25 protein-coding genes are annotated in these 26,097 nt (G+C 63.3%); 10 read left to right on the top strand and 15 right to left on the bottom strand.

Features of this window, described 5'->3' with window-relative positions:
- Positions 1-40 precede the first annotated feature (40 nt).
- On the top strand, positions 41-1,054 hold the full coding sequence (locus H3H51_RS20505) for an aromatic ring-hydroxylating oxygenase subunit alpha (protein ID WP_183090938.1): 1,014 nt from the start codon (positions 41-43) through the stop codon (positions 1,052-1,054).
- A 35-nt stretch (positions 1,055-1,089) separates the two neighbouring features.
- A complete protein-coding gene (locus tag H3H51_RS20500; RefSeq protein ID WP_183090937.1) occupies positions 1,090-1,584 on the top strand; it encodes a nuclear transport factor 2 family protein in 495 nt (164 codons plus the stop codon).
- A 60-nt stretch (positions 1,585-1,644) separates the two neighbouring features.
- Here the strand turns inward: H3H51_RS20500 and H3H51_RS20495 are convergent, their stop codons facing one another.
- From H3H51_RS20495 to H3H51_RS20470, 5 genes are all read right to left on the bottom strand, one after another.
- Complete coding sequence (locus tag H3H51_RS20495; RefSeq protein ID WP_183090936.1) at positions 1,645-2,715, bottom strand: dihydrodipicolinate reductase; 1,071 nt, start codon at positions 2,713-2,715, stop codon at positions 1,645-1,647.
- A gap of 367 nt (positions 2,716-3,082) precedes the next feature.
- The gene (locus H3H51_RS20485) at positions 3,083-3,961 is read right to left on the bottom strand and encodes a tyrosine-protein phosphatase (RefSeq protein ID WP_183090935.1); all 879 of its coding nucleotides are present in this window, start codon (positions 3,959-3,961) and stop codon (positions 3,083-3,085) included.
- A gap of 75 nt (positions 3,962-4,036) precedes the next feature.
- Positions 4,037-4,816, bottom strand: a complete 780-nt coding sequence (locus tag H3H51_RS20480) for an enoyl-CoA hydratase/isomerase family protein (RefSeq protein ID WP_183090934.1) — start codon at positions 4,814-4,816, stop codon at positions 4,037-4,039.
- A complete protein-coding gene (locus H3H51_RS20475) occupies positions 4,809-5,705 on the bottom strand; it encodes an alpha/beta fold hydrolase (protein ID WP_183090933.1) in 897 nt (298 codons plus the stop codon). Before H3H51_RS20475 ends, H3H51_RS20480 begins: the two co-directional genes overlap by 8 nt.
- Before the next feature lie 6 nt (positions 5,706-5,711).
- A complete protein-coding gene (locus tag H3H51_RS20470) occupies positions 5,712-6,506 on the bottom strand; it encodes an enoyl-CoA hydratase/isomerase family protein (protein ID WP_183090932.1) in 795 nt (264 codons plus the stop codon).
- A gap of 233 nt (positions 6,507-6,739) precedes the next feature.
- Between H3H51_RS20470 and H3H51_RS20465 the strand changes: the two genes are divergently transcribed.
- The gene (locus tag H3H51_RS20465) at positions 6,740-7,825 is read left to right on the top strand and encodes a glycerol dehydrogenase (protein ID WP_183090931.1); all 1,086 of its coding nucleotides are present in this window, start codon (positions 6,740-6,742) and stop codon (positions 7,823-7,825) included.
- Between the two features lie 59 nt (positions 7,826-7,884).
- On the opposite strand, the gene H3H51_RS20460 is transcribed toward H3H51_RS20465, so the two are convergent.
- The 4 genes from H3H51_RS20460 to H3H51_RS20445 form a co-directional block, all read right to left on the bottom strand.
- Positions 7,885-8,691 carry a metal-dependent hydrolase gene (locus H3H51_RS20460; RefSeq protein WP_183090930.1) on the bottom strand — a complete coding sequence of 269 codons (807 nt, stop codon included), beginning with the start codon at positions 8,689-8,691 and terminating at the stop codon, positions 7,885-7,887.
- 159 nt (positions 8,692-8,850) lie between these two features.
- Entirely contained in the window at positions 8,851-9,984 is a 1,134-nt protein-coding gene (locus tag H3H51_RS20455; RefSeq protein ID WP_183090929.1) for an epoxide hydrolase family protein, read from the bottom strand.
- A 55-nt stretch (positions 9,985-10,039) separates the two neighbouring features.
- Positions 10,040-10,858: an enoyl-CoA hydratase-related protein gene (locus H3H51_RS20450; protein ID WP_235981438.1), complete on the bottom strand. Its 819-nt coding sequence runs from the start codon at positions 10,856-10,858 to the stop codon at positions 10,040-10,042.
- A 52-nt stretch (positions 10,859-10,910) separates the two neighbouring features.
- Positions 10,911-12,062 carry a thiolase gene (locus H3H51_RS20445; protein WP_183090928.1) on the bottom strand — a complete coding sequence of 384 codons (1,152 nt, stop codon included), beginning with the start codon at positions 12,060-12,062 and terminating at the stop codon, positions 10,911-10,913.
- 174 nt (positions 12,063-12,236) lie between these two features.
- On the opposite strand from H3H51_RS20445, the gene H3H51_RS20440 reads away from it, so the two are divergent.
- Genes H3H51_RS20440 through H3H51_RS20430 form a run of 3 tightly spaced genes read left to right on the top strand, consistent with a single transcriptional unit; the run spans position 12,237 to position 14,859 of the window.
- Positions 12,237-13,133 carry an alpha/beta fold hydrolase gene (locus H3H51_RS20440; RefSeq protein WP_183090927.1) on the top strand — a complete coding sequence of 299 codons (897 nt, stop codon included), beginning with the start codon at positions 12,237-12,239 and terminating at the stop codon, positions 13,131-13,133.
- A 19-nt stretch (positions 13,134-13,152) separates the two neighbouring features.
- Complete coding sequence (locus H3H51_RS20435) at positions 13,153-14,013, top strand: MaoC/PaaZ C-terminal domain-containing protein (RefSeq protein WP_183090926.1); 861 nt, start codon at positions 13,153-13,155, stop codon at positions 14,011-14,013.
- A 15-nt stretch (positions 14,014-14,028) separates the two neighbouring features.
- On the top strand, positions 14,029-14,859 hold the full coding sequence (locus H3H51_RS20430) for an SDR family NAD(P)-dependent oxidoreductase (RefSeq protein ID WP_183090925.1): 831 nt from the start codon (positions 14,029-14,031) through the stop codon (positions 14,857-14,859).
- 67 nt (positions 14,860-14,926) lie between these two features.
- Here H3H51_RS20430 and H3H51_RS20425 read toward each other — a convergent pair whose 3' ends face one another.
- Positions 14,927-15,247, bottom strand: a complete 321-nt coding sequence (locus H3H51_RS20425) for a 2Fe-2S iron-sulfur cluster-binding protein (protein ID WP_183090924.1) — start codon at positions 15,245-15,247, stop codon at positions 14,927-14,929.
- Positions 15,248-15,431: 184 nt separating this feature from the next.
- On the opposite strand from H3H51_RS20425, the gene H3H51_RS20420 reads away from it, so the two are divergent.
- From H3H51_RS20420 to H3H51_RS20405, 4 genes are all read left to right on the top strand, one after another.
- Positions 15,432-16,652: a cytochrome P450 gene (locus H3H51_RS20420; RefSeq protein WP_183090923.1), complete on the top strand. Its 1,221-nt coding sequence runs from the start codon at positions 15,432-15,434 to the stop codon at positions 16,650-16,652.
- Positions 16,653-16,684: 32 nt separating this feature from the next.
- Positions 16,685-17,440 carry an SDR family oxidoreductase gene (locus H3H51_RS20415; protein WP_183090922.1) on the top strand — a complete coding sequence of 252 codons (756 nt, stop codon included), beginning with the start codon at positions 16,685-16,687 and terminating at the stop codon, positions 17,438-17,440.
- A 91-nt stretch (positions 17,441-17,531) separates the two neighbouring features.
- On the top strand, positions 17,532-18,347 hold the full coding sequence (locus tag H3H51_RS20410; RefSeq protein WP_183090921.1) for an SDR family oxidoreductase: 816 nt from the start codon (positions 17,532-17,534) through the stop codon (positions 18,345-18,347).
- A 70-nt stretch (positions 18,348-18,417) separates the two neighbouring features.
- The gene (locus H3H51_RS20405) at positions 18,418-19,035 is read left to right on the top strand and encodes a TetR/AcrR family transcriptional regulator (RefSeq protein WP_183090920.1); all 618 of its coding nucleotides are present in this window, start codon (positions 18,418-18,420) and stop codon (positions 19,033-19,035) included.
- Positions 19,036-19,135: 100 nt separating this feature from the next.
- Here H3H51_RS20405 and H3H51_RS20400 read toward each other — a convergent pair whose 3' ends face one another.
- From H3H51_RS20400 to H3H51_RS20380, 5 genes are all read right to left on the bottom strand, one after another.
- Positions 19,136-20,323, bottom strand: a complete 1,188-nt coding sequence (locus H3H51_RS20400) for a CaiB/BaiF CoA transferase family protein (RefSeq protein ID WP_183090919.1) — start codon at positions 20,321-20,323, stop codon at positions 19,136-19,138.
- A 31-nt stretch (positions 20,324-20,354) separates the two neighbouring features.
- A complete protein-coding gene (locus tag H3H51_RS20395; protein WP_183090918.1) occupies positions 20,355-21,845 on the bottom strand; it encodes an aldehyde dehydrogenase family protein in 1,491 nt (496 codons plus the stop codon).
- Positions 21,842-23,512 (bottom strand): GMC family oxidoreductase, encoded by a 1,671-nt coding sequence (locus H3H51_RS20390; protein WP_183090917.1) that lies wholly within the window; start codon positions 23,510-23,512, stop codon positions 21,842-21,844. Before H3H51_RS20390 ends, H3H51_RS20395 begins: the two co-directional genes overlap by 4 nt.
- A gap of 97 nt (positions 23,513-23,609) precedes the next feature.
- Positions 23,610-24,806 (bottom strand): ABC transporter substrate-binding protein, encoded by a 1,197-nt coding sequence (locus H3H51_RS20385; RefSeq protein ID WP_183090916.1) that lies wholly within the window; start codon positions 24,804-24,806, stop codon positions 23,610-23,612.
- Positions 24,807-24,896: 90 nt separating this feature from the next.
- The gene (locus H3H51_RS20380) at positions 24,897-26,081 is read right to left on the bottom strand and encodes a thiolase family protein (protein ID WP_183090915.1); all 1,185 of its coding nucleotides are present in this window, start codon (positions 26,079-26,081) and stop codon (positions 24,897-24,899) included.
- Positions 26,082-26,097 lie beyond the last annotated feature (16 nt).

Here is a 26,097-nt window from a genome sequence, read left to right as displayed (position 1 = left end):
GTTCGCCTTCGCCACAAGCCAATAACAAAAAGGAGGAAAAATGCTCAATCTCTCGATGAAGCCCACCGGCTGGTTCCAGATCGGCTGGAGTGGCGAGATCCCCCCTGGCGGCGTGAAACCGCTGAAATACTTCGGTCACGACATGGTCGCCTTCCGCACCGACGCAGGCGAGCTGTCGGTGCTCGATGCCCACTGCCCGCACATGGGCGCCCACCTGGGCTACGGCGGCAAGGTCAAGGGCGACTGCATCGCCTGCCCCTACCACGGCTGGGAGTGGGGCACCGAGGGGCAGAACGCCCTGATCCCCGGTGAGGAGCGCAAGATCCCCAAAAAGATGCGCAAGTACCATGCGCTCGAGCGCCACGGCATCATCTTCCTCTGGCACGACCCGGCCGGCGGCGCGCCCCGCGAAGGCTGGGAGCTGCCGGACCTGTTCGCCAACCCGGAGCTGCCGGCCGAGCCCACGGGCTTCTATCCCTGCTACCCGGACAACATCGTGTTCAAGCCGGGCGAGCGCATCCATCCGCAGCTGATGACCGAGAATGCCGCGGACACCGCGCACTTTCGCTATACCCACAACGCCCCGGAAGACCCGGTGCTGCTCAACTTCGACACCAGCACCCCGGTCTGGAAGTCGCAGATGGGCTTTCTCAGCAAGCGCACCAAAGAAATTGCCCTGCGCCTGCATGCGCGCAACGCCGGGGTGGGCCTGTCCTTCACCATCTTCGAGCACGGCGTACTGGGTCGCCGCCTGGTGCTGTCCTGCACCCCGGTGGACGACGACACCTCCGACCTGCGGGTCAGCTACTACTTCCCGCGCGACCCGGTCTCCCCGGACATCATGCCCCAGCATCTGCGCGAACTGTCGGCACAGACCGAGGAGCTGTTCGAGGAAGATGCGCGCATGTGGCGCCACCAGAAGTTCCGCCAGCAGCCGATCTTCGCCAAGCGCGATGTCGTCGGCTATCGCGCCCTGCGCGAGTGGTGCGCACAGTTCTACGAAGCCGAAGGCTATCCGCGCGGCCCGCTGCAGGTCATGGAAGACGACATGTAAGACAGCCGGCCACCGATTCCCCATGAGGCAAGCCCATGACCACCAGTACACAGCGCCTGATAGACGAATTGAACATCCAGAAACTGACCGCCGCCTACAGCCACGCGATCATGCGTCTCGATGCCTGGGCAGCAGCCGCCACCTACGCCGAAAACGGCATCCTGTCCGCGTTCTACGCGCCCGACATCATCGGCCGTCAGACCATCGCCGAAATTCTCACCACCACGCTCGCGCCCATCCAGTTCATCTGCCAGACGGCCTCCGCTGGAGTGATAGATGTGGACGGCGATCGGGCACGGGCCAGTTGGAGCATCACCGAACTGCTGCGCTTCAAGGACAAGGAGGAGCTGGCCTGCTGCTTTGGCCTGTACGAGGACGTCCTGGAACGCTGCCCAGGCGGCTGGCATTTCGTCAGTCGCCGTTTCGTCCCCTTCTACCGGGGCAGCATTCCTTCAACGGGGAAGCTTTACCAGCAGCCCTCGTTCAAACACGACTACACGCCCTGGCCGCTACTGATCAATCCTGACTGATCATCACATCAGACATCTGCGTTGGCGCTAAAAAGGCCTGAGCGTCTCCAGGCCCCAATGTCATAAGCCAGGGCGACGCGCAGCCAGAGTCCCAACCGGTGCTGGCAGGTCCAGCACACTGCGCCAGCCAGGCGCCGCTGCCGCAATGCGTGCTAGGAAGTTCAGCGCACGGGCAGCATTCAGAGCGGCAACATGATCTGGCGCAGCGGGATCGGCCACCAGACCCAGTTCGCACTGGATGGTCGGTGAGCCCTCGATGACCACGCGCCAGTTGGGGGCATCCTCCACATCGCGCCACCCCGCGCCGATATCCAGGCGCACCGTCTGCTCGTTGATCAGCTCGTAGAACGGCTGACCACCGGTGAAGGCGGTGAAGGTCCAGCGCACACCGGCGGCGGTGCCCTTGGCCACGGCAAGCCCACTGGGTTGCAGAACCATATCGGCTGGCGAGGCCCCAAATTCCTTGTTGGTCAGGCGCAGTTCATCCATCGCTACGCCCAACCCCTGGGCCACCAGAGCGGCGGACTGGGCGATGCCCCACATCCACAGTTTGTCTATCTCCGAAGGGGCCGCCGATGGATCGAAAGCTGCTGCGGGCAAGGGCTGGCCAATACCCAGGTACTGGCCCATCTGCACCGCGGAGGGATAGTGGGGGATGTAGTTGCGCTGCCTGGCCCTGACCATGCGGATATTGCTGGAATAACCCGAGCAGAACAGCGGCAGTACATCGCTGATCAGGCCAGGAATGTTGCCGCCGGCAACCAGAGCCGCACCACCCTGCGCGGCTGCCTCCTGCAGCATCTGGTGTTCTGGCTGGCTCGGCAGATACCAACCACCGATGCCGGAATAGACGCTGGTGCCGGCGCGGAGAAAGCGCGCGATGACCTCTGGCTCCCACTTCAGCCCGTGCCAGGACATCACATCAGCCCGCAGGGCCGTAAGCGCGGCAAGATCACGCGTGGCCTTGAGGCCGACCGGGTCGACTCCAACGATTTCGCCGACGTCCAGCCCCTCCTTGTCCGCGCTGTGCACCAGCACGCCGACCAGTTCGAAGGCCGGGTTATGCAGCAGCTGGCGCACCAGTTCGCGGCCGACGCCGCCGGTGTAGCAAACGATCACGCGCAAGGTCATCTGTTCTCTCCCTACTGTGTTTGCCGCTTTCCTGCGGCACTAGCCATGAAATACGAGCATCGGAAAAGCGAAGGCCCCGGGTCTGAGCCGGGGCCTTGTCGGGATGCCAGGAGCTACTGCTGCCCTGGCTTACCGGCCGACGAACTCCGGCGCACGTTTGTTGAGGAAGGCATCCACGGCCTCCCGATGGTCGTTGGTCAGATAAAGCGCTGCCTGGTTGTCCATCTCGTAATCCAGCGCATCGCCGAGACAGGTAAGGCCGAGTGCACCAAGGCGATATGGGCGACTGCCTGAAGACCTTCGCCGACCTCAACCGCCTGCGCGACAGGTGGCTGAGCGCAGGCACGAGCTGAGGAGCGCGCCGACTCTATGGCTCCAGCAGTTTTTGCCGCAGGATCTGCCGCTGCGCCGGGCCGATGCCCAAACCTTGCGTCAGGTAGTTGTCGATACTGCCGTACTGCTGGTCGATGGCTGTATAGGTGGCCTGCAGAAACACCGGCTGCACCTGCAATAGGGTTGTCAGCGCCTCACGATTGGCCTGGCCGCCGCTGTGCGCGACCATCGCCTCGACACGCTGATTGACGCGTTCAGTGGTGAGACGATTGGAGGCCAAATAATCCTGCAGGATGGTCTCGCGCGGCACCCCAATAGCCGTCAGCACCAAGGCGGCGGCCATACCCGTACGATCCTTGCCGGCCGTACAGTGAAATACCTGCGGATACTCCTGGCCGTCCAGCAGCCCTTGCATGAACTGCCGATATTGCGGCGTATAGATGACGATGAAATCGCGGTAGGCGGACTGCAGAAAATCGCTCATGGCGGCCGCCGTGTTATCCGGCGCAAAGATGCGCTGCTGGATATCACCCACCGCAGTAGCCTCCACCGTCACAGGGATCGGAATGTAGCGAATACTTGCAGGCAATTGATCCGGGGCTCTCTGCCGCTCTGCCTCGCTACGAAAGTCCACAACCTGCCGTATGCCCAGCTCTAGCAAGTGTGTCTGATCCGTCGCGCTAAGGCGTGACAGCTCATCAGCGCGGTAGAGCATGCCCGTGCGCACACGCTGGCCACCCTCGGTCAGATAGCCGCCCAGATCGCGAAAATTGGCTGTGCCCTGCAAGCTGACGGTATAGGGCGGCGGGGTATTGGGCGGGGTGCCTGCATAGGCGATACCCGGCCCACTCAAAGTAAAGGCCAGCAATGCACTGTGTAGTGGTTTCAACTTCAGGCTCTCTTTCTCTGTCATGACTCAATTTGAGAATCCGAGTCGTGAGTGGCCGACGCGCGTACTCAGAAAGTGCGCGCGTACATCCGCTAAGACTCAGAGACCGACGAACTCCGGCGCACGTTTGTTGAGAAAGGCATCCACGGCCTCCCGATGGTCCTTGGTCAGATAAAGCGCTGCCTGGTTGTCCATCTCGTAATCCAGGGCATCGCCGAGACAGGTAACGCCGCGGGCCAGGGCCGAGCGCACCAGGGCGACGGACAACGGGGCATTGGCGGTGAACTCGGCGGCGATCTCCAGGCTCCGCACCAGCGGGTCGACGCCCTCCTCCAGGAGTTCATCCACTATGCCCAGCTGCGCCGCTTCGGCCGAGGCCACCACGCGTGCGCTATAGAAGATGCGCTTGGCCTGAGCCAGGCCGACTCGCTGCGGCAGGGTCCAGAGCAGACCGAGGTCTGGAATCAGGCCCACCTTGGCAAAGGACGAGACGAACTTGGCGTTGGGGGTGGCCACCACGAAATCCGCCGCCGTCGCCAGGGAGAAGCCAGCGCCGGCGGCGTAGCCTTCGACCATGGCGACCACCGGTTTGGTGCTCTCCACCACGGCGCGGATCACCCGATGGCCAAGCACCATGCGCCCGCGTCCCACCGGCAACGGCCGTTCGGCCGACATACCGGACACATCACCGCCCGAGCAGAAGTGCCCATTCGCGCCCTTGAGCACGATGGCGCGTACTTGCGCATCTTCATTCAAGGCTTCAAGGCACTCGGCCAGAGCAAACAGCATGTCCCGCGACAACGCATTGCGGGTCTTTTCGTTGTTCAGGGTGACGACGGCAACGGCGCCGTGTCTTTCCTGCAGGACCAATTCACTCATGTTCCGCTCCAGAGGCCAGCAACCCGCGCAAGATCGCAATCACCGCGAGAGGCTGGTCAATCATCATGTGATGGTAAGTTCCGGGTATGCCGAACGGGCCACGCCCAAGGGGCAACAGCTCGACGGCCTGCTGGGCATCCTGACGGCTGACCACCGGACTGCATTCGCCATAGACCACATCCACCGGTCGCTGCACGCGGGGCAGCAGGCTGACGCCAAACTCCTCGTGGGCAAGGCCGAGCGGCAGGTTGAGGTCGAACTTCCAGCCCCAACCCTCTTCTTCCTCACGCAGCGAGTGGCGGGCGATATTGGCCAGGATCGGCAGTACCGGGTTCGGTTGCTCCGGCATCAGCCGGTAACGCTGCAAGGCGCTGGGCAAATCCGGGTAATAACGTTTGCTGGCGGTGTTGGCGGTATCGACGGGAATCTCGGCACCGGGCAAGACGATGAACGAGTCCAGCACCAGCAGACGGGTGAACAGATCAGGACGGTCGGCGCAGGCGCGCAGCACCCGCGAACCACCGTAACTGTGACCGACACCGATCACCGGGCCGAATCCGGCACCTTCGATCAGGTCGATGATATCCAGGGCACCGAATTGCTCCGGATAGCTCTGACGATGATCGCTGTCGCCCATACCGGATAAGTCCAGAGCGACCACGCGGTAATTTTCGCTGAAATAAGGTGCGATGGCATCCCACCAATGGGCGTGACCACGCATGCCGTGCACCAACAACAGCACGGGGCACTCCGGCCTCTCCTCACCCCAACTCAGGTAATGCAGGCGCCGACCGTCCACCTCGAGAAAGCATGAACGGCCCGGGCGCTGCATTGCCCAGGTGAGCCAGCTGGGTACTTCCGCCGGCTCGTATTCCTGTGCAATGCCCATCAGCACTTACTTCTTGTTGAACACAGGCTTGCGCTTCTCGCGGAAGGCAGCGATCGCCTCGACGTGATCGGCGGTCTGCGAGGAGATGTTCTCGTAGGCCATGCCCACGTCCATCATGCTGGCGGCCATCTGACGCAGCGGCACGTTGATGGTCGACTTGCTCCAACGCAGCGACTGGACCGGCATGGCGGCCAGTTTGTCGGCGTAGGCGTCGACAAAATCGTTCAGCTCGGCGGCCGGCATGGCCTTGTTGATCAGGCCAAAACGTTCGGCGTCTGCAGCGGTCAGCTTCTCGCCGGTGAACAGGTAGTGCTTGGCGCGGGCATAACCCATCAGGTGCGGCCACATGATCTGGCCACCGTCGCCGCTTACCAAGGCAACGTTATTGTGCGGGTCGCCGAAGCGAGCAGTGTCGGCGGCAAAGATCACGTCACTGAACACGGCAACAGTAGAGCCCAGACCGATGGCATCGCCATTGACCTTGCAGATGATCGGCTTGTCGCACTCGAGCATGCCATTGACGATGCGCTTGGCTTCGCGCACGCAGCGATAGAACTCGGCCGGGTTGTCATGCAGCCACTGCATGTACTCGATATCGCCGCCGGCGCTGAAGGCGCGCCCGGCGCCGGTGAGGACGATGATGTCGCTTTCCTTGTCCTCTACCAGGTCATAGAACAGCCAGGACAGTTCGGTATGCGATTCGCCAGCGAAGCTGTTCAGTTTCTCTGGCTGGTTGAAGGTTACGTTGAGAACGCGGCCACGGCGTTCGAAGGTCAGCGTCTTGTAGTCAGCGAATTTCATCGTCGCTCTCCAGATCATTCGGGCTGTTGATTTTTCTAAAAGCTGACATTTGGTCAGTTCTGTGTAGAATGTATAGCACTGCACATGGGCTGGCAAGCACCTCGAAACACAGATATTAAAGTCAGGCCTTGCGCTAACCCTGCCGCAATCCCGGGAGACGGGCTGTAGCGGGGGAAATGAGGATCCAGAAAACAATAACTGACTGACAGTCCACTATATCCAGGAGCCAACAAATGCGAATCTTTGCCGCAACCTCTCGATACGTTCAGGGCGCGGGCGCGCTGGACGACCTCGGCCGGTATTGCCGCCCCCTGGGTAGCCATGCCTTCGTAATCACCGATGCGGATATGGCCAAGCTGCTCGGTGCGCGAGTGACGGCCAGTTTCGAAACGGCGGAGATGGCCAGCTCACTGGAGGTATTCCCGGGAGAAATCACCCACGCCGCCATCGCTGAACTGGCCGGACGGGCCCGTGACTTTGGCGCGGACATGATCGTAGGCCTGGGTGGCGGCAAGGCGCTGGACACCGCCAAGGGCGTAGCGCTCAAGCTCGGCGCGCGAAGCGTCAGCGTGCCTACTATCGCGTCCAACGATGGACCGGCCAGCGCCGCCATCGCCGTCTACGATGAGCACCACATCATGCAGGACATCCTCCACCTGCCGCGCAACCCTGAGCTGGTGCTGGCCGACACCCAGGTGATTGCCAATGCGCCGGTGCGTTTCCTGCGCGCGGGCATAGGCGACGCCATCTCGAAGAAATTCGAGGCCGAGGCCTGCGCCGCAGCTGGCGCCACCACGCTGCTCGGCACCCCAGCATCCCTGACCGGACTGATGGCGGCCGATGCCTGCTACCAGATCATTCGTCAGCATGCCGTGGCGGCAGTACGCGCTGTGGAGCAGAAGCAGGTCAACGACGACCTGGAGGCCTTGGTGGAAGCCACGGTGCTGCTCAGCACCCTGAGTTTCGAAAACGGCGGCCTATCGCTGGCTCACGCCCTGGCCCGTGGTTTTTCCTACCTGGAGCGGGCCCGTGGAACGCTGCACGGCGACCACGTCGCCTACGGCCTGCTGGTCCAGCTGGTGATGGAAAAGCGCAGCCAGGACTTCATCCTGGAGCTCTGCGGGTTCTTCCGCGAGGTCGGCTTGCCCACCCGCCTGGCCGACTTCGGTCTTGAGCAACCCACGGCGACAGAAATTCGCGAGCTGGCGGAGAAATCCATGGTCAGCCCCAGCGCCGCCCGCTTCGCGCCGCCGGTCGACGCTGACCAACTGGAAGTGGCGATCCGTCAGGTAGAAGCCATCACCGCTGCCCAGAACTAATCCAGGCACCAATGAAAAACGGGGAGCTCAGCTCCCCGTTTTTCATTCTGCGTGTTCAATCAGCCAAAGCGTGCCAGCAGCTCCGCCATACCGGGCGAAGGCACCATTTTGCCTGGGTTGTAGAACGGCGAAAGAACCTTCAGCAGGCGCGTGCGGCTGGCCTTGGAGATCTTGGCCTTGAGCACCTTCTGACGCTCGATGGAGCGTCCGCGCTCTTCCGCTGTCATGGACTCACGGTCGACGCCATTGAGGTAGGCCGCCACCTTCGCGGTATGGCTACCGATATGCTTGACCGCAAAGGCGAAGGCCCAGATCCGGTACAGGTAGGCAAACGGGCCGCTGCCATAAAGCGCCTTGTAGGCCTGGAAACAGACCTCGCGATGTTCGAACTCTTCGGCCAGGTGCCATTTCCACAAATCCACGGCTTCCTGGTCGGCCCCCTCCAGGTACTCCTCGAGCTCCTCGAAGAACACCTGCCCGGCGGACGAGCCCATGGCCTCAAAGCCTTCGCAATAGGCCACATTGAAGCGCAACGACTTGTTGGCAAGGAAGCTGGCGTAGTCGTCGCGGTAGGGCTTCTCCAGCTCCTGCATGCCAGCATAGCCCGACTTGTAGAGCATTTTGTTGAAGGCCACGTGCTGCTTGCAGTGCTGCACTTCCTGTTTGTTGAAGATCTCGATGTCCTCGCGCAGCGCCTGGTGCTCATCGCCCAATGCGTCCTTGACCCGCATCATCACCTTCACCAGAAACGGCTCGATGTGAGCCGGCACCGTGGAGAAGGCGTTATAGCTCTGGGCGAACTCGCGGACGGGCGCCCAATGCGGGCGAATGCTGGAAAAATCGAAACCGGGTAGGCGGACTTTCATCCCACTGTTCCTCTTGTTGTCATGTGATACATCCGGCACAGCGCCGAATGTTCGTCAGTTCATGGCGTGACACTGAACTGATGGAATAAATGACTATTCATCAGTTGTATGCTCATAGCTGCTCCACGTCAATCAGCGTGGCGACGATCGGTTGCCGGGTCAGCCCCGACCCCAACGGCGTAGGTCCTCGACGAAGGCCGCCGGACTTTCCATGGCAGCAAAATGCCCGCCCTCCTCCAGGCTGCTCCAGCTCGCCAGGTTGTAGACCAGCTCCACTCGACTGCGCGGCGGCGCCGGCGACAGCGCATCCCCGGTGCATTCGAGGAAGTGGGTGGGAACCTCGCAGCGCTTGCCTTCGGGCAGCAGGGTAAAGCCGTCCTTGACCACACCCGGATAGAACCAGGTGGCACTGGCGAAACTGCCGGTCATTACATAGATCAGGATGTTGGTCAGCAGGCTGTCTAGGCTGAATACCGCGTCGAAGGGACGCTGGCGCAGGTCTGCCCAATCATGGAACCGTTCCAGGATCCAGGCGGCCTGGCCCATGGGGTTATCGGCGGTGGCCCAGGCAATGGACTGCGGCTTGGTCATCTGCACTGCGGCATAGCCGCTGTAGCCGCGCTGGGCACCTTCGGCCCGCGCCTGCCAGGCTTTCTCGGCATCATCCTGTGGCGGTACCAGAGAGCGGAAGCCGAGCATGTTGAGGTGGATGGCCTCGACATGGGTGCCATGATCCAGCCCCAGCCAGGAGGTCACTATGGCCCCCCAGTCGCCGCCTTGGGCGCGGTAACGGGGGTAGCCAAGCACCTCGGTCATCAATTTGTTCCACAGCGCGGCTGTCTGGCGCTGGGAAGTGACCCCGGCCGGTTTTCCGCTGAAACCGAACCCCGGCAGGCTGGGGATCACGAGGTCGTAGGCATCCTCGGCCTTGCCACCATGGCGTGACGGATAAGCCAGCGGTTCGATGGACTGCCAGAATTCAAAGTGCGACCCCGGCCAGCCGTGGGTCAGCAGCAGCGGCCGACGCCCCTCGGCCTCACCCTTCACATGGACGAAATGCACCAACTGGCCGTCGATCTCCACTTGGAACTGCGGATAGCGGTTGAGCACCTCCATGCAGGCCTGCCAGTCGAACTTCTCGAGCCAATAGCGCTGCAATCCAGCAAGGAAGTCGGCATCGCAACCCAGGGACCAGCCGGCTCCGGCGGGAGCAGGCGGCAAACGGCAATCGGCAACCTTGGCAATGACGCGATCGATCTCGTTACGCGTCCACTCGACCTGAAAACTCTTCATTTTTATTCTCTGCCTGTTCAGGGATGGGTAATAGCTGCCGGAGCAGCCTCGGCGATCAGGACCAGGACCAGTCCGGGTCGCGTTTTTCCAGGTAGGCCTTACGTGCTTCCTGAGAGTCGTTATAGCGCGTCACCCGGCCGGTATAGTCCTGCTCGATGCGGTAGCCCTCCTTCAGCGGCAGGTCTTCCACCCGACTCAGGGACTCCTTACCCAGACGAAGGCCGATGGGGCTGTTGCGCGCGACCTGCGCCGCCAGTTCCATGGCGGCGCCCATCAGCTGCGCCGGCGGCACCACGGCTTCCACCGCGCCCAGACGGTAGAACTCTTGGGCTGGTACCGCCTCACCGGTGAAGAACATGCGCCGGGTCTTGAACGGTCCGACCAGACGCTGCAGATGACGGGCGCCGCCCAGCACGCCGGCCTTAATTTCGGGCACGGAGAAACTGGCGTTCTCCGAGCAGACGATCATGTCGCAGCTGGCTACCAGCACCAGCCCGGCGCCGATGGCCTTGCCATTGACCGCGGCGATCACCGGCAGCGGGCATTCGAGAATGGCCCAGAAGCATTCGCGCACCACGGCGCCCGGGTCCAACAAATCAATGCTGCTGTCGTCCTCGACCAACTGGCGGGCGTGACGGCGCGTCGAGTCATTGAGGTCGATGCCGGCGCAGAAGATCTTCTCCCCCGGTGCGGTGAACACGATCACGCTGGCTTCGGTTGAACGCCCCAGAGCATTGAAGGTGGCGGTGAGCTCGCGAATGGCCACCGAGTCCAATGCGTTAACCGGCGCACGATCAAGAGTAACGGTGGCGATGCGCTCGCGGATCTCGACCCGCACATGGCGCATTTCGGGCAGATTGGCAGGAATATTCATGCGTGGAATTCTCCGTTAATCAGGCCGGCGGCCTGCTTGTCGTGGGGGACGGTCAGACGCAGTCAGCCGTGCCCAGAATCATGGTTGCCTGGCTGGACAGGGTTCCGCCGTTGGCATGGGCCAGCGCCAGGCGAGCGCCCGCCACCTGGCGAGCACCGGCCTGGCCGCGCAGCTGCAGGCAGGACTCGACCAGGGTAAACAGCCCGTACATGCCGGGATGGCAGCACGACAGGCCGCCACCGTTGGTATTCACCGGCAGCGAGCCACCTGGGCCGATGTTGCCGCCAGACACGAAGCGCCCTCCCTCGCCTTTGGGGCAGAAGCCCAGGTCTTCGAGGAAGAGGATGGTGTTGATCGTGAAGGCGTCGTAGAGCTGCACCACATCGATGTCCTGCGGACCAACGCCGGCAATCGCATAAGCACGCTGGCCCGATTCACGGGCAGCGGTGACAGTCAGGTCACGGGACTGATCGACGCCCGAATACCAGGTGGCGGCAGCCGCCCCCAATACATGGATGGGCTGGGCATGCAGGTCACGGGCGCGGTCGGCGCGGGTCAGCACGATGGCAGCGGCGCCGTCGGTAACCAGGCAGCAGTCACGCACGCTGAGTGGGTCGGAGACCATCCGCGCCTTCAGGCAGTCCTCGATGGTCAGCTCGTCGCGGGCGAAGGCTTCGGGGTTCAGCCGGGCCCAATTGCGCGCGGCCACCGCCACTTCGGCCAAGTGCTCGCGGGTGGTGCCGTACTCGTGCATATGCCGCGACGCGGCCAGGGCGTAGGACGACAGGGGGGTCAGCGGCTTGTAGGGCTTCTCATAGGGCGACGGCAAGCGCATCGACACCAGCCCCCCGGACGCGGTGCGCTGATTGCTGCCATAGATGATCAGCGCCGTGTCGCAGTAACCCGCCTCCAGCATCAGGCTGGCCGTTATCACATGGGAATGGAAAGCCGAACCGCCGGTACGGTTGTTCTCGGTGAAGCGCGGGGTGATACCCAGATATTCCGCAGCACTCAGCCCGGACAATGCATCGTCCGGGGTGCAGACGAACAGCGCATCGACCTCGGCCAGCTTCAGGTTGGCGTCTTTCAGCGCCAGCACTGCCGCCTGCGCGGCCAGGTCCAAGGGACGCATGCCGGGGGATTCGCCCATGCCATAGGTGGCTGCGCCGACTATGGCCACGCGGCCACGAGGAAACTGCTCCATTGCCCTACTCCGCTGGCGACCTTTCGAGGGGACGCATTGTTCTGGACTCGATTCACATAACTAACATAGTATCAGTTAAAGACTAAGCTACCCCATGCCAGTAGACGGTGCAAGCCGCACCTGGAACGGGACATATGTCTAGCTTTCAGTTTTCATGACGGACAAGGCCATTGCATGAGCGAGTTATCCAGTAATCTCCCGCCCCTCTGTGCAGCGCGCCCCGAATGGGTCGAGCGGGCCCTGGCACAGCCCGGGCGCTCGCACTTCATCGACGCCAATGGCGCCCGCCTGCACTTTCTGTCCTGGGGATTCGAGGACACGCACAAGCCCACGCTGCTGTTCGTCCATGGCTTTCGTGGCCACGCCCATTGGTGGGACTTCATCGCCCCCTGGTTCGCCGAGGAGTACCGGGTGGTGGCCATGGACCTCTCCGGCATGGGCGACAGCGCGCACCGCGCGCAGTACGACGCCAACAGCCTGGGGCGTGACATTGCCGCCATCGCGGAGCACATCAGCGATTCGCCGGTAATCGCCGTCGGGCACAGCTATGGCGGCTCGCGCCTGCTGCGCGCCTGTGGCGAGAGACCCGAACTGTTCCAGCGCCTGGTGATTGTCGACAGCTATGTGGTGTTCGAGGGAGAGAGCCTGCCCTCCGAGCCCATCAAGGTTCGCGGCGACCACGAGTACCCGGACCTCGCCAGCGGCGCCGCGCGCTTTCGCCTGATACCCGCGCAGCCGGATGCGCTGCCATGCCTGGTGGAACATGTGGCCAGTCATTCCCTGCGGCGCCATGGCGAAGGCTGGCGCTGGAAGTTCGACATCGGCCTGCCGCCGGGTGGCGCCCGCGAGAGCGATGGCGGGCAAATGCTGGCACGCGTGACGCGCCCCGTTGACTACCTCTATGGCGAGCACAGCGTGGTGGTCGACCGCCAGCGCGCCGAGCGCATCGTCCAGGCCCTGCCTCATGCCCGCGGCCCCATCGCCATTCCAGCTGGCCATCATCACCTGATGTTCGACCAGCCCCTGACCCTGATCAGCACCCTGCGCGCGCTCCTCGCCACGCAACCTTGAAGACCACAGGAAGACCAAGATGGCCATCGACTACGAAAAACTCCTCGACCTGCAGATCCCGGACACCCAGCAGTCCTACAACCACAAGGACAGCATCCTCTATGCCCTGAGCCTGGGTTACGCCAGCGATCCGCTGGACACCCGGCAGCTGCCCCTGGTCTACGAGGCCGATCTGCACGCCGTGCCAACCATGGGCGTGGTCCTCGCTCACCCCGGCTACTGGCCCAGAACCATGAATACCGGCCTGGACTGGGTGCGCATCGTCCACGCCGAACAGGGCCTGACCCTGCACAAGCCGCTACCGGCTGAAGCGCAAGTGATCGGCAAGTCACGCGTGGTGGACATCATCGACAAGGGTGCCGACAAGGGCGCGCTGATCACCTATGAGCGCCGCATCCTGGAGCGCAGCACCGGCGAACCGCTGTGCACCATCACCCAGACCATGCTCGCCCGTGGTGACGGCGGCTTTGGTGGCCCGCAACGCAGCGTCGCGCCACCGCCGGCGGTACCGGAGCGGCCCGCCGACCACTGTGTGGACCTGCCGAGCCTGCCAAACATGGCCCTGCTCTACCGACTCAACGGCGACTGGAACCCGCTGCACGCCGACCCGGAAGTGGCGCGCAAGGCTGGTTTCGAGCGGCCCATCCTGCATGGCCTGGCCACCTGGGGCATCGCCGGGCGCGCCATCATGCAGGCGGTGTGCGAGTTCGACGGCAGCCGCATCGCCTCGATCTTCGGCCGATTCACCGCACCCGCCTATCCGGGCGAAACCTTCCGCAGCGAAATCTGGGTCGACGGCAACACCGTGGCCTTCCGCGTTCGGGCCGTGGAGCGCGACGTCATCGTCATCAATAACGGCCGCGTCGAACTGCGCGACTGAACCGGAGAAGCCCCCATGACACCCAAGGACATCCAGCTGGACGGCAAGGTGGCATTTATCACTGGCGGCGCCGGCGGCATAGGCGCGGGGATCGCCCGCAACCTGGCCAATTTCGGCGCTTTGGTAGCCATTGCCGATATCGACGTGGAAGGTGGCGAGCGGCTGGTGGCCGATATTCGCGAACAGGGCGGTGACGCCCTGTTCCTGCAGACCGACGTCAACCACACTGAGCAGATCAGTGCCGCTGTCGAACAGACGGCTCGCCACTTCGGCCGTCTCGACATTCTGGTGAACAACGCAGGCGGCGTGCGGCGCACAGCTTTTCTGGAACAGACCGAAAAGAGCTGGCGCAAGCACATCGACTTCAATCTGATCAGCACCCTGACCGCGACGCAGGCAGCGGCCAAGGTCATGGTCAAATTCGGCCGCGGCGGCACCATCATCAACATCGCCAGCAGCGAGGGCCTGCGGGCCGCGCCGGGCTTCGCCGTGTATGCGGCCTGCAAGGCAGGGATGATCAGTTTCACCCGCTCTATGGCGCTGGAGCTGGCCGAGCACAATATCCGCGTGCACGCCCTGGCCCCGGACATGATCCTCACGCCTGGCCATGCCCCCTACTTCGAAGCGGCGGGCGAAGCCGGGCGCGCCGCCCGCGACCGCTACATTCCCATGGGGCGTGTCGGTTCTACAGATGAACTGGCGGGAGTGGTGATATTCCTGGTGTCCAACCTGGCGACTTTCGTCACCGGACTGACCCTGCCGGTGGACGGCGGTGCTATTGCCTCCAGCGGCTGGACACGCTCACCGGTTACCGGGGCCTGGGACCTCTATCACGCACCGGAGTGACCCTCCGCGCAGGTCGGCCCCCTGCTTGGCCGACCTGCGCCACTTCTGCCCATCCCCCTCACTGCCATCAAAGCTGAGACGCAGGCAGCGTCACCACCAACCCATCCAGCGCCTCGCTCAACACCACCTGACAAGCCAGTCGGCTGCTCGGCAGTACGTGCAAGGCGCCATCCAGCATCAACCGCTCATCCTCTGCCGGCTCCGGCAAGGCTTCGGCCCAGGCGCCCTCGATATAACAGTGACAAGTGGCGCAGGAGCAGCTGCCTCCGCAGTCGCCGAGGATCCCCGGGACCAAATTGGCCTGGGCTGCCTGCATCAGTGACTGACCACTGTGCGCCTCAATTCGGCGCGGGGAACCATCGTGCTGGATGAAGGTAATGGTCGGCATGGGAAATCCTGTCTTGGGCTGTTGTTTTTTCGTTCCTCGCAAGTAATATAACTAAATATTCGCCAGCTTTTAAAGCTAACCATCAGACAAATAAGCACCCAGAAAAGGAATAAGTGACCAACAGCCAGCAACGCCGGTGAACCACTAGGGTTATCCATCACAACAACAAGACGAGGGATCCATCATGACCGCTCCACTCAGCGAGCTTCCGAGCCACGTACCGGCCGATCTGGTTCGCCACTTTGATCTCTATGCGCCCATCGAGAGCGCTGACGACTACCAGACCTGGTTCACCAAACTGCAGGCGGCAGGCACGCCTGACATCTTCTGGACCCGGCACAACGGCGGCCACTGGGTGGTGACGCGGGGCGAAGACTTCGAGCACGTTCTGAAGAATCCCGAGACCTATTCGTCGCGCGTCAATGTGGTGCCGCGCGAGCGGCTCATGCCCATCGTCATCAAGCCGATCCAGCTGGACCCACCCGACCATACCCGCTATCGCAACCTGCTCATTCCGGCATTCTCGCCCAAGGCGGTGGTGCCTCTGGGTGAAAAAGCGCGGGCGCTGACCATCGAGCTGATGGAGGGGTTTCACAGCCGTGGCCAATGCGAATTCGTCTCCGAGTTCGCCCGCCGCCTGCCGATCGGAATTTTCATGGACATGGTCGCGCTACCCGCGGCCGATCGAGAGCAGTTGCTGGAGTGGGTGGACGAAATGATTCGACCCACTCAGGTGGACAGCCTGGAGGCCGGCAACCAGTTGATGCAATACGCGTTCAACAAACTCCAGGAGCGGCGCGCCGAACCCGGCAGCGACCTGCTCTCGGTACTGACCCAGGCCCAAGTGGACGGCAAGCTCCTGGAAGACGAAGAGCTGATTGGCATGTTCTTCCTCCTGTTGCTGGGGGGACTGGACACGGTGGCCGCCATGCTCAGCTTCATCGTCCGCCATCTGGCCTCCCATCCCGAGGCACGCCGCGAGCTGATTGAGCACCCCGAGCGAATTCCCGCTGCAGCAGAGGAGCTGATGCGGCGCTTCCCCATTTCCACCCTGGTGCGAGTAGTCACTCAGGATCACGACTACAAGGGCATCGCTTTCCGTGAAGGCGACCTGGTACTGATGCAGACCTCCGCGCACAGCGTCGACGATCGTTTGTTCAACCAACCACTGGCAGTGGACTTCGAGCGCAAAGTGGTGTTCCACGGCACGTTCGGCAGCGGTGCGCACCGCTGCATCGGCTCAATGCTGGCGCGCATCGAAGTGCGCGTATTCCTCGAAGAGTGGCTCAAGCGCATTCCCGAATTCCGCCTCAAACCCGATCAATCCTTGCGCGTCGAGCCTGGCATGGTGGTGGCCATGCCGCACCTGGAGCTCCAGTGGGATGTCGCCACCAGCCGCCCCTGATCCCTACCCGATAACAACAAGAGGACATACCCATGACCACATCAAATTTGCAGGGCAAGGTTGCCGTAGTCACCGGCGGGGCGCTCGGCCTGGGTCGCCAGGTCACCGCCCAGTTGCTGGAGCAGCGCGCGCGGGTCGCCATCCTCGGCCGTACCGCCGCAACCCTGCAGCGCGCCGCCGACGAACTGGGCGAGCACGTGCTGCCCGTGGTGGCGGACGTCGCTGACCCGCAGCAGGTGCGAGACGCCTTCGCCAAGATCGTCGCGGCGTTCGGTGGCGTCGATATCCTGGTCAACAACGCCGCCGTCTATAAAGCCTTCTCCCTGGATGAGGCCAGCGACGAAGAGCTGCAAACCACCTTCGCGGTGAACGTGCTCGGCCCGACTTACTGCATTCGCGAGGCGATCCCCCTGATGCGCCAGCGCGGTGGTGGTGACATCGTCAACGTTTCATCAGACTCGGCGCGCGCTCCCTTCCCACTCCTGACCGCCTACGCCGCCTCCAAAGGTGCGCTGGAAACCCTCTCCGCCGGACTTCGCAACGAACTCCGGGCGGACGGCATCCGGGTCACGGTACTCCGCTCCGGGCACATGGACGGTGACAACACCAGCGTGCTCACCTGGCCCGAAGGCCGCCTGCAAAGTTTCCTCAAAGCCATCGAGCTTTCCGGGCATGGCCGCTTCGTGGGTGCAGGCATGGCGCCGCAAACCGTTGCCAGGGCATTGGTCTCGGCTATCACCCTGCCACGTGAGGCGAATATCGACTGCCTCGAGGTGCGCCCGGCCTGACGAGCAGCATCTTCGATCGCCCCGTACGGGGCAGAGCCCGCTTCATGCAGCTAGCCGGATCGTCCGATCGAATATCCAGAGGAAAGTACAGATGAACAAGGAATTGCTGATCATCACCGGCCTCGGCGCGATGGGCCTTGCCTGCGCCCGCCGACTGGGCACGGGCCGCCATCTGCTGCTGGTGGACAACTCCAGTAAGCGACTGCGAGAGGCCGAACAGGCACTAAGCGAGGACGGCCACAGCATCGAGAGCCTCGTACTCGACCTCGGTGCCAGCGATGCGGCACAACGCCTTGGCGGCCGGATCGAGGCCTTGGGCGCATCGCTGCGCCTACTGCTGCACACGGCGGCGGTATCGCCCACCCAGGCCAGCGCGCGAACCATCTACCAGGTCAATCTGGAAGGCACCGCACGCCTGCTGGAACAGTTGACGCCCTATTTGGCCCCCGGCTCAGTGGGCGTGGTGATCGCCAGCATGGCCGGCCAGTTCGTCAGTCTGACGCCGGAGCAGGAACAGGCCCTGGCGAGCGCCCCCACGCAGTCACTCGTTGCATTGGCAGCCGGCTGGCAAGGCTCGGAAGACACCAACCAGGCCTACATGGTCGCCAAGCGTGGTAACCAGCTGCGCGTCGAAGTCGAGGCGTTGCGCTGGGCCACGCGTGGCGCACGGCTGGTCTCGATCAGCCCCGGCATTATCTCCACCGCCCAGGGCCGCCAGGAGGTGGCCGAACAACCCCAGGTTGCGCAACTGGTACGCGACTGCCCGGTTGGCCGCATCGGCACGCCAGACGACATCGCCGCATGCGTAGAGTGGCTGGCGAGTCCCGCTGCGGGCTTCGTCACCGGCACCGACCTGCGCATCGACGGGGGCAGCATCGCGGCGCTGCGCTGGGCCTCCGAGCGATGAGCACCCGTAGGTACTTTGCTGGCAGAATGTCGTACGCCACATAACGTTATTCAGAAGCAGAAGGCATTTCATGTCCGTCAAACTCAGAGGGCGACCCCGCAAGGAGCTCGACATAGCCCTTTTAGAGGCCGCAGCCGCCGAATTCCTCGAACATGGCTACACCGATGCCAATATCGAACGTATCGCCGCCGCGGGCAACACCAGCAAACCAGCGCTATACCGCCGCTACCCGAGTAAGGAAGCGCTGTTCGAGGCGACCCTGAGCCACCTGGCGAAGGATTTCGAGCTGGATCTAAGCTTCCTAAACCCGACCCGACCTGTTGAAGATGCCCTCTACGATCTGGCCAGGCTGTTCTACGACAAACTGGGCTCGGCCAAGGTGATTTCCATGACCCGCCTGAGCGCCTTTACCAGCACCCGCTTCCCCGAGCTGATCCTGGCCTACCGCGCCGAGGTGATGAAAGGCTTCATGGGTCCCCTGACTGCCTACTTCCAATGGCTCCACGACCAGGAAGTGGTGCGCATGCGGGACACCCTGGACGCGGCCATCATTTTCACTACCCTCACCGGCCGCCCCCATGAGCGGTTGATGGGGGTGGTGATGCCCGAGGAGAAAGTGGAGCCGCATCTTCGCGAGCTCGTGCGGTTCTTCCTTGCCGGATATGCACCGGAAAAATCTCTGACGTAGTAGATTGGCTTAGAGCCGGTGAAGGCCGACAAGACACATCACGGCTGCCCTGTTCGCTGCTCTTCACTCTGCTCAGCGCCAACCGGTTACCGACGCTTTCCTACCTGATCACGCCTGCCTCTCGCAACACCACCAGTTCGCTTTCTCCTACGCCGATTTCCCGAAGCACTTCATCCGTGTGCTGTCCGAAGCCGGGCCCTATGCGCAGCTCACCCACGGGGCGCTCGTCGAACTGGGCGGGCGACACCCCCGTCAGGTAGCTGTCCGCCACCGGACTGACAAAGCCATTCTCCAGCGCCTGGGCATCGGCCAGCACCTCCGCCGGGTTCTGCACGGGCGCCCAGACGCCTTCCAGGCTCGCCAGGCGCGCACACCAGTCGGCATAGTCGCGGCCAGCGAAAACCTCGTTCAGAACGGCAATCAGCGCGCGCGAATTGATGTGCCGCGCGCGGGCATCGACGAAGCGCGGATCCTCCAGCAGTTCTGGCCGCTCGATGTGGGCGACGAAGTCCGGCCACCACTTGTCCATCAGCAGGCACAGGCTGATCCAGCGACCGTCGCGGGTGCGGTAATTGTTGGCCAGGGCGAAGTCGCTGTCCGCCTGCGACTGCACGGGGATAGTTGCCGCGCCGATGCTGGTCGCCAGCAAGGATTGCGACATCAGGTAAGTCCCCACCATGTACAGCGCGTTGTCCACCACCGCCCCCTGCCCGGTGCGCTCGCGACGGAACAACGCGGCCGCGACGGCGCCGGCCAGGGTGACGCCACCGGTGAGGTCACCGATCGAGCCAGGCTGGCGCGGCGGCGCCTCCCCCGGTAGCGTCTGACCGTTGGCGGCGCCCGCGCGGCACCAGGCCGACGGGTAATCGAACCCGCCGTCATTGGCCATGGCCCCGTGCAGCCCGTAGCCAGTACCACGGGCATATATCAACCTAGGATTGCGCGCGAGCAGGTCGGCCGCTTCAATACCGAGCTTCTGCCGGGCATCTGCACGCAGGTTGGTAAGAAAAACGTCGGCGCCGTCGATCAGCTGGTACAGCTGTTCGCGACCCGCCGCCTGAGTCAGGTCCAGGGCAATGCCGCGTTTGCCTCGATTGGCCGCCTCGAAGAAAGGGTTGATCACGCCGTCTGCACCTGGCAACTTCATATGCCGCGAGGCATCACCGCCCTGGGCGCGCTCCACCTTGATCACATCCGCGCCCCAGTCGGCCAGCACCATGCCGGCAGCTGGCACGAAGGTGTGCTCGGCCACCTCGATCACTCTTACTCCATTCATTACGTCATACATGACATGTCCTCGCAGGTTGGTGGCAACCGATTCAGCCGATGGGATAGGTGATGGATTTCTCCAGCAGGAATTCGTTGAGCCAGTCCTTGCCTAACTCCCGACCGATACCCGAATGCTTGTAGCCGCCGAAGGGAGCCTTAACGAAGAAGTCCCCGGTGCCACCGTTGATGGACACGCCACCGGTGCGCAGCCTGAGCGCCATCCGGTAAGCGGTGGCACGATCAGCGGACATGACGGCGCCACTGAGGCCGAACTTCGAGTCATTGGCCATACGGATGGCCTCTTCGTCGCTGTCGAAACCGATCACCACGCCGATGGGACCGAACACTTCCTCCTGGGCCAGCCGCGAGGCGTTATCGACGTTATCGAACAGGGTTGGCTCGTGGAAGAAGCCACGCTCCAGATGCGCCGGCCGCCGACCGCCAGCCACCAGGGTGGCCCCGGCATCGAGACCGATCTGAACGTACTGCTCGGTCTTCTGCCGCGCGCTTTCGCGGATCAACGGCCCGACCATCACACTGGGGTCGGCGGGGTTGCCAATCTTGAACTGGCTGAGCACTGCTTTGACCGTCTCGACGAAGGCCGGGCGGATCGAGTTGTGCACCAGGTAGCGGGTCAGCAATGCGCAACCCTGGCCAGCATGCATGGACATGCTGAAGGCGGCGGTGCCGGCAGCCTTCAGTAGATCGGCGTCGTGCCGGACAATCATTGCCGACTTGCCCCCCAGCTCCAGGTGGACCTTCTTCAGGGTGCCGGCGGACTGGTGCAGGATCGCCTGCCCTACCTTGTCCGAGCCGGTGAAGGTGACGAGGTCCACTCGCGGGTCCTCAGTCAGCATCGCGCCGACTTCAGGCCCGCCGTTGACCACACTGAGCACACCGCGCGGCAGCTCGGCCTCGACAATCACCTCACCGAGCAGCAGGGCCGAGAACGGGGTGAACTGCGATGGCTTGATGACCACCGTGTTACCAGTCAGCAAGGCCGGCACGGCCTTCACAATATTCAGCAGGAACGGATAGTTGTACGGGGTGATGCCCACCACCACGCCGTAGGGTTCCTGAACCACCATGCCGGCGGCGAGGATGTCGCCGCCGGCCGGATCGAAGGGATTGGGCTTTAGCTCGATGGGCGTGCCGTGGGGCTGCAGCTTCTCCGCCAGACCGATGGCGTAGTCGATAGCTTCAATGGCGCCCTTGAACTGAGCGCTGTTCAGCAGCAATTGGGCCGCGCCCACTTCGGCGATCAGCAGCTGCTTGATGCGCTCCTCGCGAGCCAGAATCGCCGCCCGCAGGCGCTTCACCGCCGTGATCCGCTCGGCCATCGGCAGGGTCGGCCAGGGGCCATCGTCGAACGCCTGGCGCGCCGCGGCCAGGGCCAGCTCCAGTTCGGCTCGGCCGGCCAGGGGCGCTTCGCCAATAATCTCCTCGGTGGCCGGGTTGATAATGGGCTCGTACCCTTGAGTCGGCAGCACCCATTCGCCATCGATATAAAAGGATTTGATATCAGTGAAAGGAACGCTCATTGCTGCTGACCCTCAAGTTCGTGAAATTCCGGTTGGTGCTGCGCTGCTTCGGTCTCGCGCCTCTTGGCGTCCGCCTGGATGATTTCAGCCGCACGCAGGGCGATGGCCATGGTCGGGGCATTGGTATTTCCCGAGGGCAGCGTCGGCATGATCGAGGTATCCACCACCCGCACGCCCTCCACACCGCGCACCCGCAGTTCGGGATCCACCACCGAATCGGCGTCGCCGCCCATGCGACAGGTGCCGGCCACGTGGTAGGCGGTCCGGCCGATGCGCAAGGCCGCTTCGAGCAACTGCTCGTCGCTGTGGTACTGCGGGCCGGGCACCAGCTCCTCGACCACCAGCGGTGCCAATGCCGGCTGCGCGACCAGCTTGCGGATCCAGCGAATCACGGCCACGGCGGCATCGCGGTCGGCCTGTGCCGCCAGGTAGTTGGCCTTGATCGCCGGAGCGACGTCGGGATCGGCGCTGCGGATCGTCAGTTCGCCCTGGCTCTCGGGACGGGTGAAGTAGCTGTAGAAGGTCAGGCCATGCTCCTTCTCAGGTACCACCTGGTTGGTCTTCGCCACCGTCAGGGAATGCAGGCTGACGCCGATCTGCGCATCAGCGCGCTCGACCTCCGGACGCGTCTTGACGAAGCCGCCCGCCTCGTGGGCAGCGTGGCTGAGCGGACCGCTGCTGGCTGTGAAGTACTGCCACAGCGAACCCAGCAGGCCAAGGCCACGGAAGGCCGGGTTGTGGCTGCCGCTGCGCACCCGGTATTGCAGAGGCAGGCAGACGTGCTCACGCAGGTTCCTGCCAACCTGCGCACGGTCGGCGACCACGCCAATGCCATGCTCGCGCAGTAACGCCGCCGGGCCGACACCGGAAAGTTGCAACAGCTTTGGCGACTCGATGGCACCGGCGCTGAGAATCACCTCGTGACCGATGCCGACCTCCCGCATGCCACGCTTGCCCCTGAGGCTGACGCTGGTAGCACGCCCCCCGTGGAAGTTGATCTTCAGCACATTAGTGGCGGTCAACACGGTGAGATTGGTGCGCGCGCGGATGGGCTGCAGAAACGCCCGTGCAGTACTGAAACGCTGGCCGCGCCAGGTGTTCTGGGGCTGATAGCCGAAGGCACCACTCTCTACCGTGGCGACATCATTGGTGTCCGCAACCCGTGGTATACCGCACTGTTCTGCGGCGCCAATCACCGCCTCGCACAGCGGCGAGCCCGCTGGATGGATGCTGACCTTGAGCGGGCCGCCGGCCCCGCGCCACTGCGCCGCGCCAAGCTGGTGATCTTCCAGCGCAACGAACTGCCGACCGATGTCCTGCCAGCCCCAGCCGGTGCAGCCAGCAGCTTCCCAGGCGTCGTAGTCGGCCGGTGTGCCACGCACGTAGACCATGCCGTTGATCGAACTGGAGCCGCCCAAAGTACGGCCTTTCAGCCACAGCTCCTCGGGCTGACCAGTGCCCGGATCAATCTGGTAATCCCAGACATGCTTGTTACCCGCGACCAACAATTTGCCGATGCCGCGCGGCATTCTGATCATCGGGTCAGTGTCGGCGGGGCCGCTCTCGACCAACAGAACCGAAACCCCTGGATCGGCGGACAACCGGTTGGCCAGCACGCAACCGGCCGAGCCCGCGCCCACGATGATGTAGTCATATTGCTCTTGCATGGCAGGCACCTGATTGTTGTTGTTTTACGTTACCGCTAAGTAACATATCATCAGTTTTATGCCTTCGCCAATGCCTTTCCACGAACAGGCTAGGGAATCACTCAGGCCCTTCCGGACTGCGCTCCCAGAGCACCTCTTTCTCAGTCGGCGCGGCCACCTCGCCCTCCATCCAGTAGAGGATCTCGAAGTAATCCTGTTTCAGTTCGTCCTTGAGAACCTCCGCCCGCGGCTTGACCCTGACCACATACATACCCTGCAGGTTCTGGTGATCCAGTGCGCGCCAAGTCTGCTCATCCTTGAGGAGGCGATAAGTGTGGCCTTCCAGGGCCGCGATCACTGCCGTCGACTCCGTCGTGCCGGCGCGTACCGCCGCGTCGGCCCATTGCCGAACAATGCCGTAGGCCGAGGCGGCGGCACTGGAGGGGTAACTCTGGTAGCGACCGCTGTAGTCGGCGACGAAGCGCTTGCCGCTCGGGTTGCCCTCGCGCTCAGGCACCCGCCAGGTCCAGGTGTCAGTACCGATCACGCCACTCATCAAGGCTGGCCCGGCCTGGTCGACCACGTCCTGATTGAGGTTGGGTACCACCACCTGCATGCGTTTCTTCAGCCCCAGGTGATCCACCATGCGCATGGCGTTCACCACGTCCGTGCCATACAGCATCAGGATCAGCACCTCGGTCTTGCTTTGGGCGGCTTGCTTGAGCGCTTCGCGGTAGTGGCGCTGACTGGACAGGTCACGACTACGTGAGGCCTCGCCCAGGTCGCTGCTCCGGCCATTGGGGATAACAGTGTCGCTGGTGATGATGAAGTAGCGTTTTCCCGGCAGTGTGGTCTCCAGGTACTCCATCAGCAGGTTATTGGCCATCCGGGCACTCGCCCCTTCCCGGAACAAGAAGGCGTGACCGGCGCGACCCGTCACCCGATTGGAGTAGGCGGTGGGCACGAAGTACGGCAAGTGCAATTGCCGGGCACGTTCGCCGGCGGCTATGACCTCGTCACTGGAGGCACCGCCCATTAGCATCACGGCGCCGTCGGCCGCCAGGCGCTCGACGTTCTGCACCGCCCGATCGGGCATGGCGCCGCTGTTCCGGCTGACCAGTTTGAGCTGCCGGCCCAGGACGCCGCCTTCGCGATTGATCTCCTCCACCGCCATCAGTGCCCCGCGCTTTTGCGACAACCCCTCCCACTTGTAGCTTCCAGTACTGGGATAGCTGAGCCCGATCACCAGGGGCTCTGCGGCGAACGCCTGGAATTGCAGGCAAAAAAAAGCCAATGCGGCGACCAGGACTCTCATGTCCGTCTCCTTGAAGGTTTTGTGCTGATCGTTACTGCGTATGCAGAGGGTGCTCCCACCTGATCATGTGGCGGAGCACCAATCCAGGCGTCACTCGCGCGACAACAGCACCGCACCGGCCAGCGGGCCGCCGCCATTGCTGGCCATGGCCAGTTTCGGATTGCCCGGAACCTGGCGTGCCTCGCCCTCGCCACGTAGCTGCACCACGGCCTCGTGCACATGACCGAGGCCGTGCAGGCGACCGGCCGAAAGTTGACCGCCGTGGGTAGACAGGGGCAATTCGCCATCGAGTGCAATGCGCTGGCCACCCTCGACGAACGCCGCCGCCTCACCTCGACCGCAGAAGCCCAACCCCTCAAGCCACAGCAGCGAGAGGAAGCTGAAGCCGTCATAGAGTTCAGCCAAATCGACATCCGCCGGTTTGTAATCCGTGCGGCTCCACAGGCGTTTACCGCAGGCCTCGGCACTGTAACGAGTCAGATCGTCCATCTGATCCCAAGCATCACGACCACTGAACGGGCCGCAGATGGATTCGACGAATACCGGCTTGCTGCGCAGATCCGCTGCGGTGTCACGGTGCGAGATGATCAGCACGGTGGAGCCGTCCACCGGCACGTCGCAGTCGAACAGGCACAGCGGCGTGGAAATCATCCGCGCCTCCATGTACTGGTCAAGACTGAGCGGATCGCGGTAAACCGCCTTGGGGTTGAGCATGGCGTTACGCCGGGCGTTCAGGGCAATGGCCGCCAACTGCTCGCGACGGACCCCAAACTCATGGAAGTAACGGCTGGCGGCCAGGGCCACCCAGTTGGCTGCGGACGTAGCCTGGAACGGCACCAGAAACTCAGCGAAGCCGGATACCCGCTGCGCGCCCCCACCCACGGTGCTGGAGCGCACCCCTTGGGCCATGGCGCTGGATTCGGTCATGGTGCGAAAGCACAGGACGTGACGCGCCTGGCCCGAGGACACAGCCATGCAGGCATTGATCAGGGCACTCATCTGGGTCGCTTCATTACCCGCGCAGTACCAATTCAGCTCCAACCCTAGGGCTTCCTTGACCTGACCGATGGACACTGGCGAGAAGGATGGCATGTCGGCGCGATAGCCCGGCCAACTGGCCACACCATCTATCTGACTGCGATCCAGGCCCGCGTCCGCCAGCGCCGCCATAACGGCTTCGAGCGTAAGATCCAGACCTGTGCGCCCCAACCGGCGCCCCACTGCCGACTGGCCGATGCCAGAAATGATCGCTGTTCGTTCCAGAGCCGACACCATGGAGCTTCCTCTTTGC

The organism is Aquipseudomonas ullengensis, from assembly GCF_014174475.1.
GTDB classification, from domain to species: Bacteria; Pseudomonadota; Gammaproteobacteria; order Pseudomonadales; family Pseudomonadaceae; genus Aquipseudomonas; species Aquipseudomonas ullengensis.
Note: the sequence above shows the minus strand (reverse complement) of the source record. Positions and strands in the feature narration are given on the sequence as shown.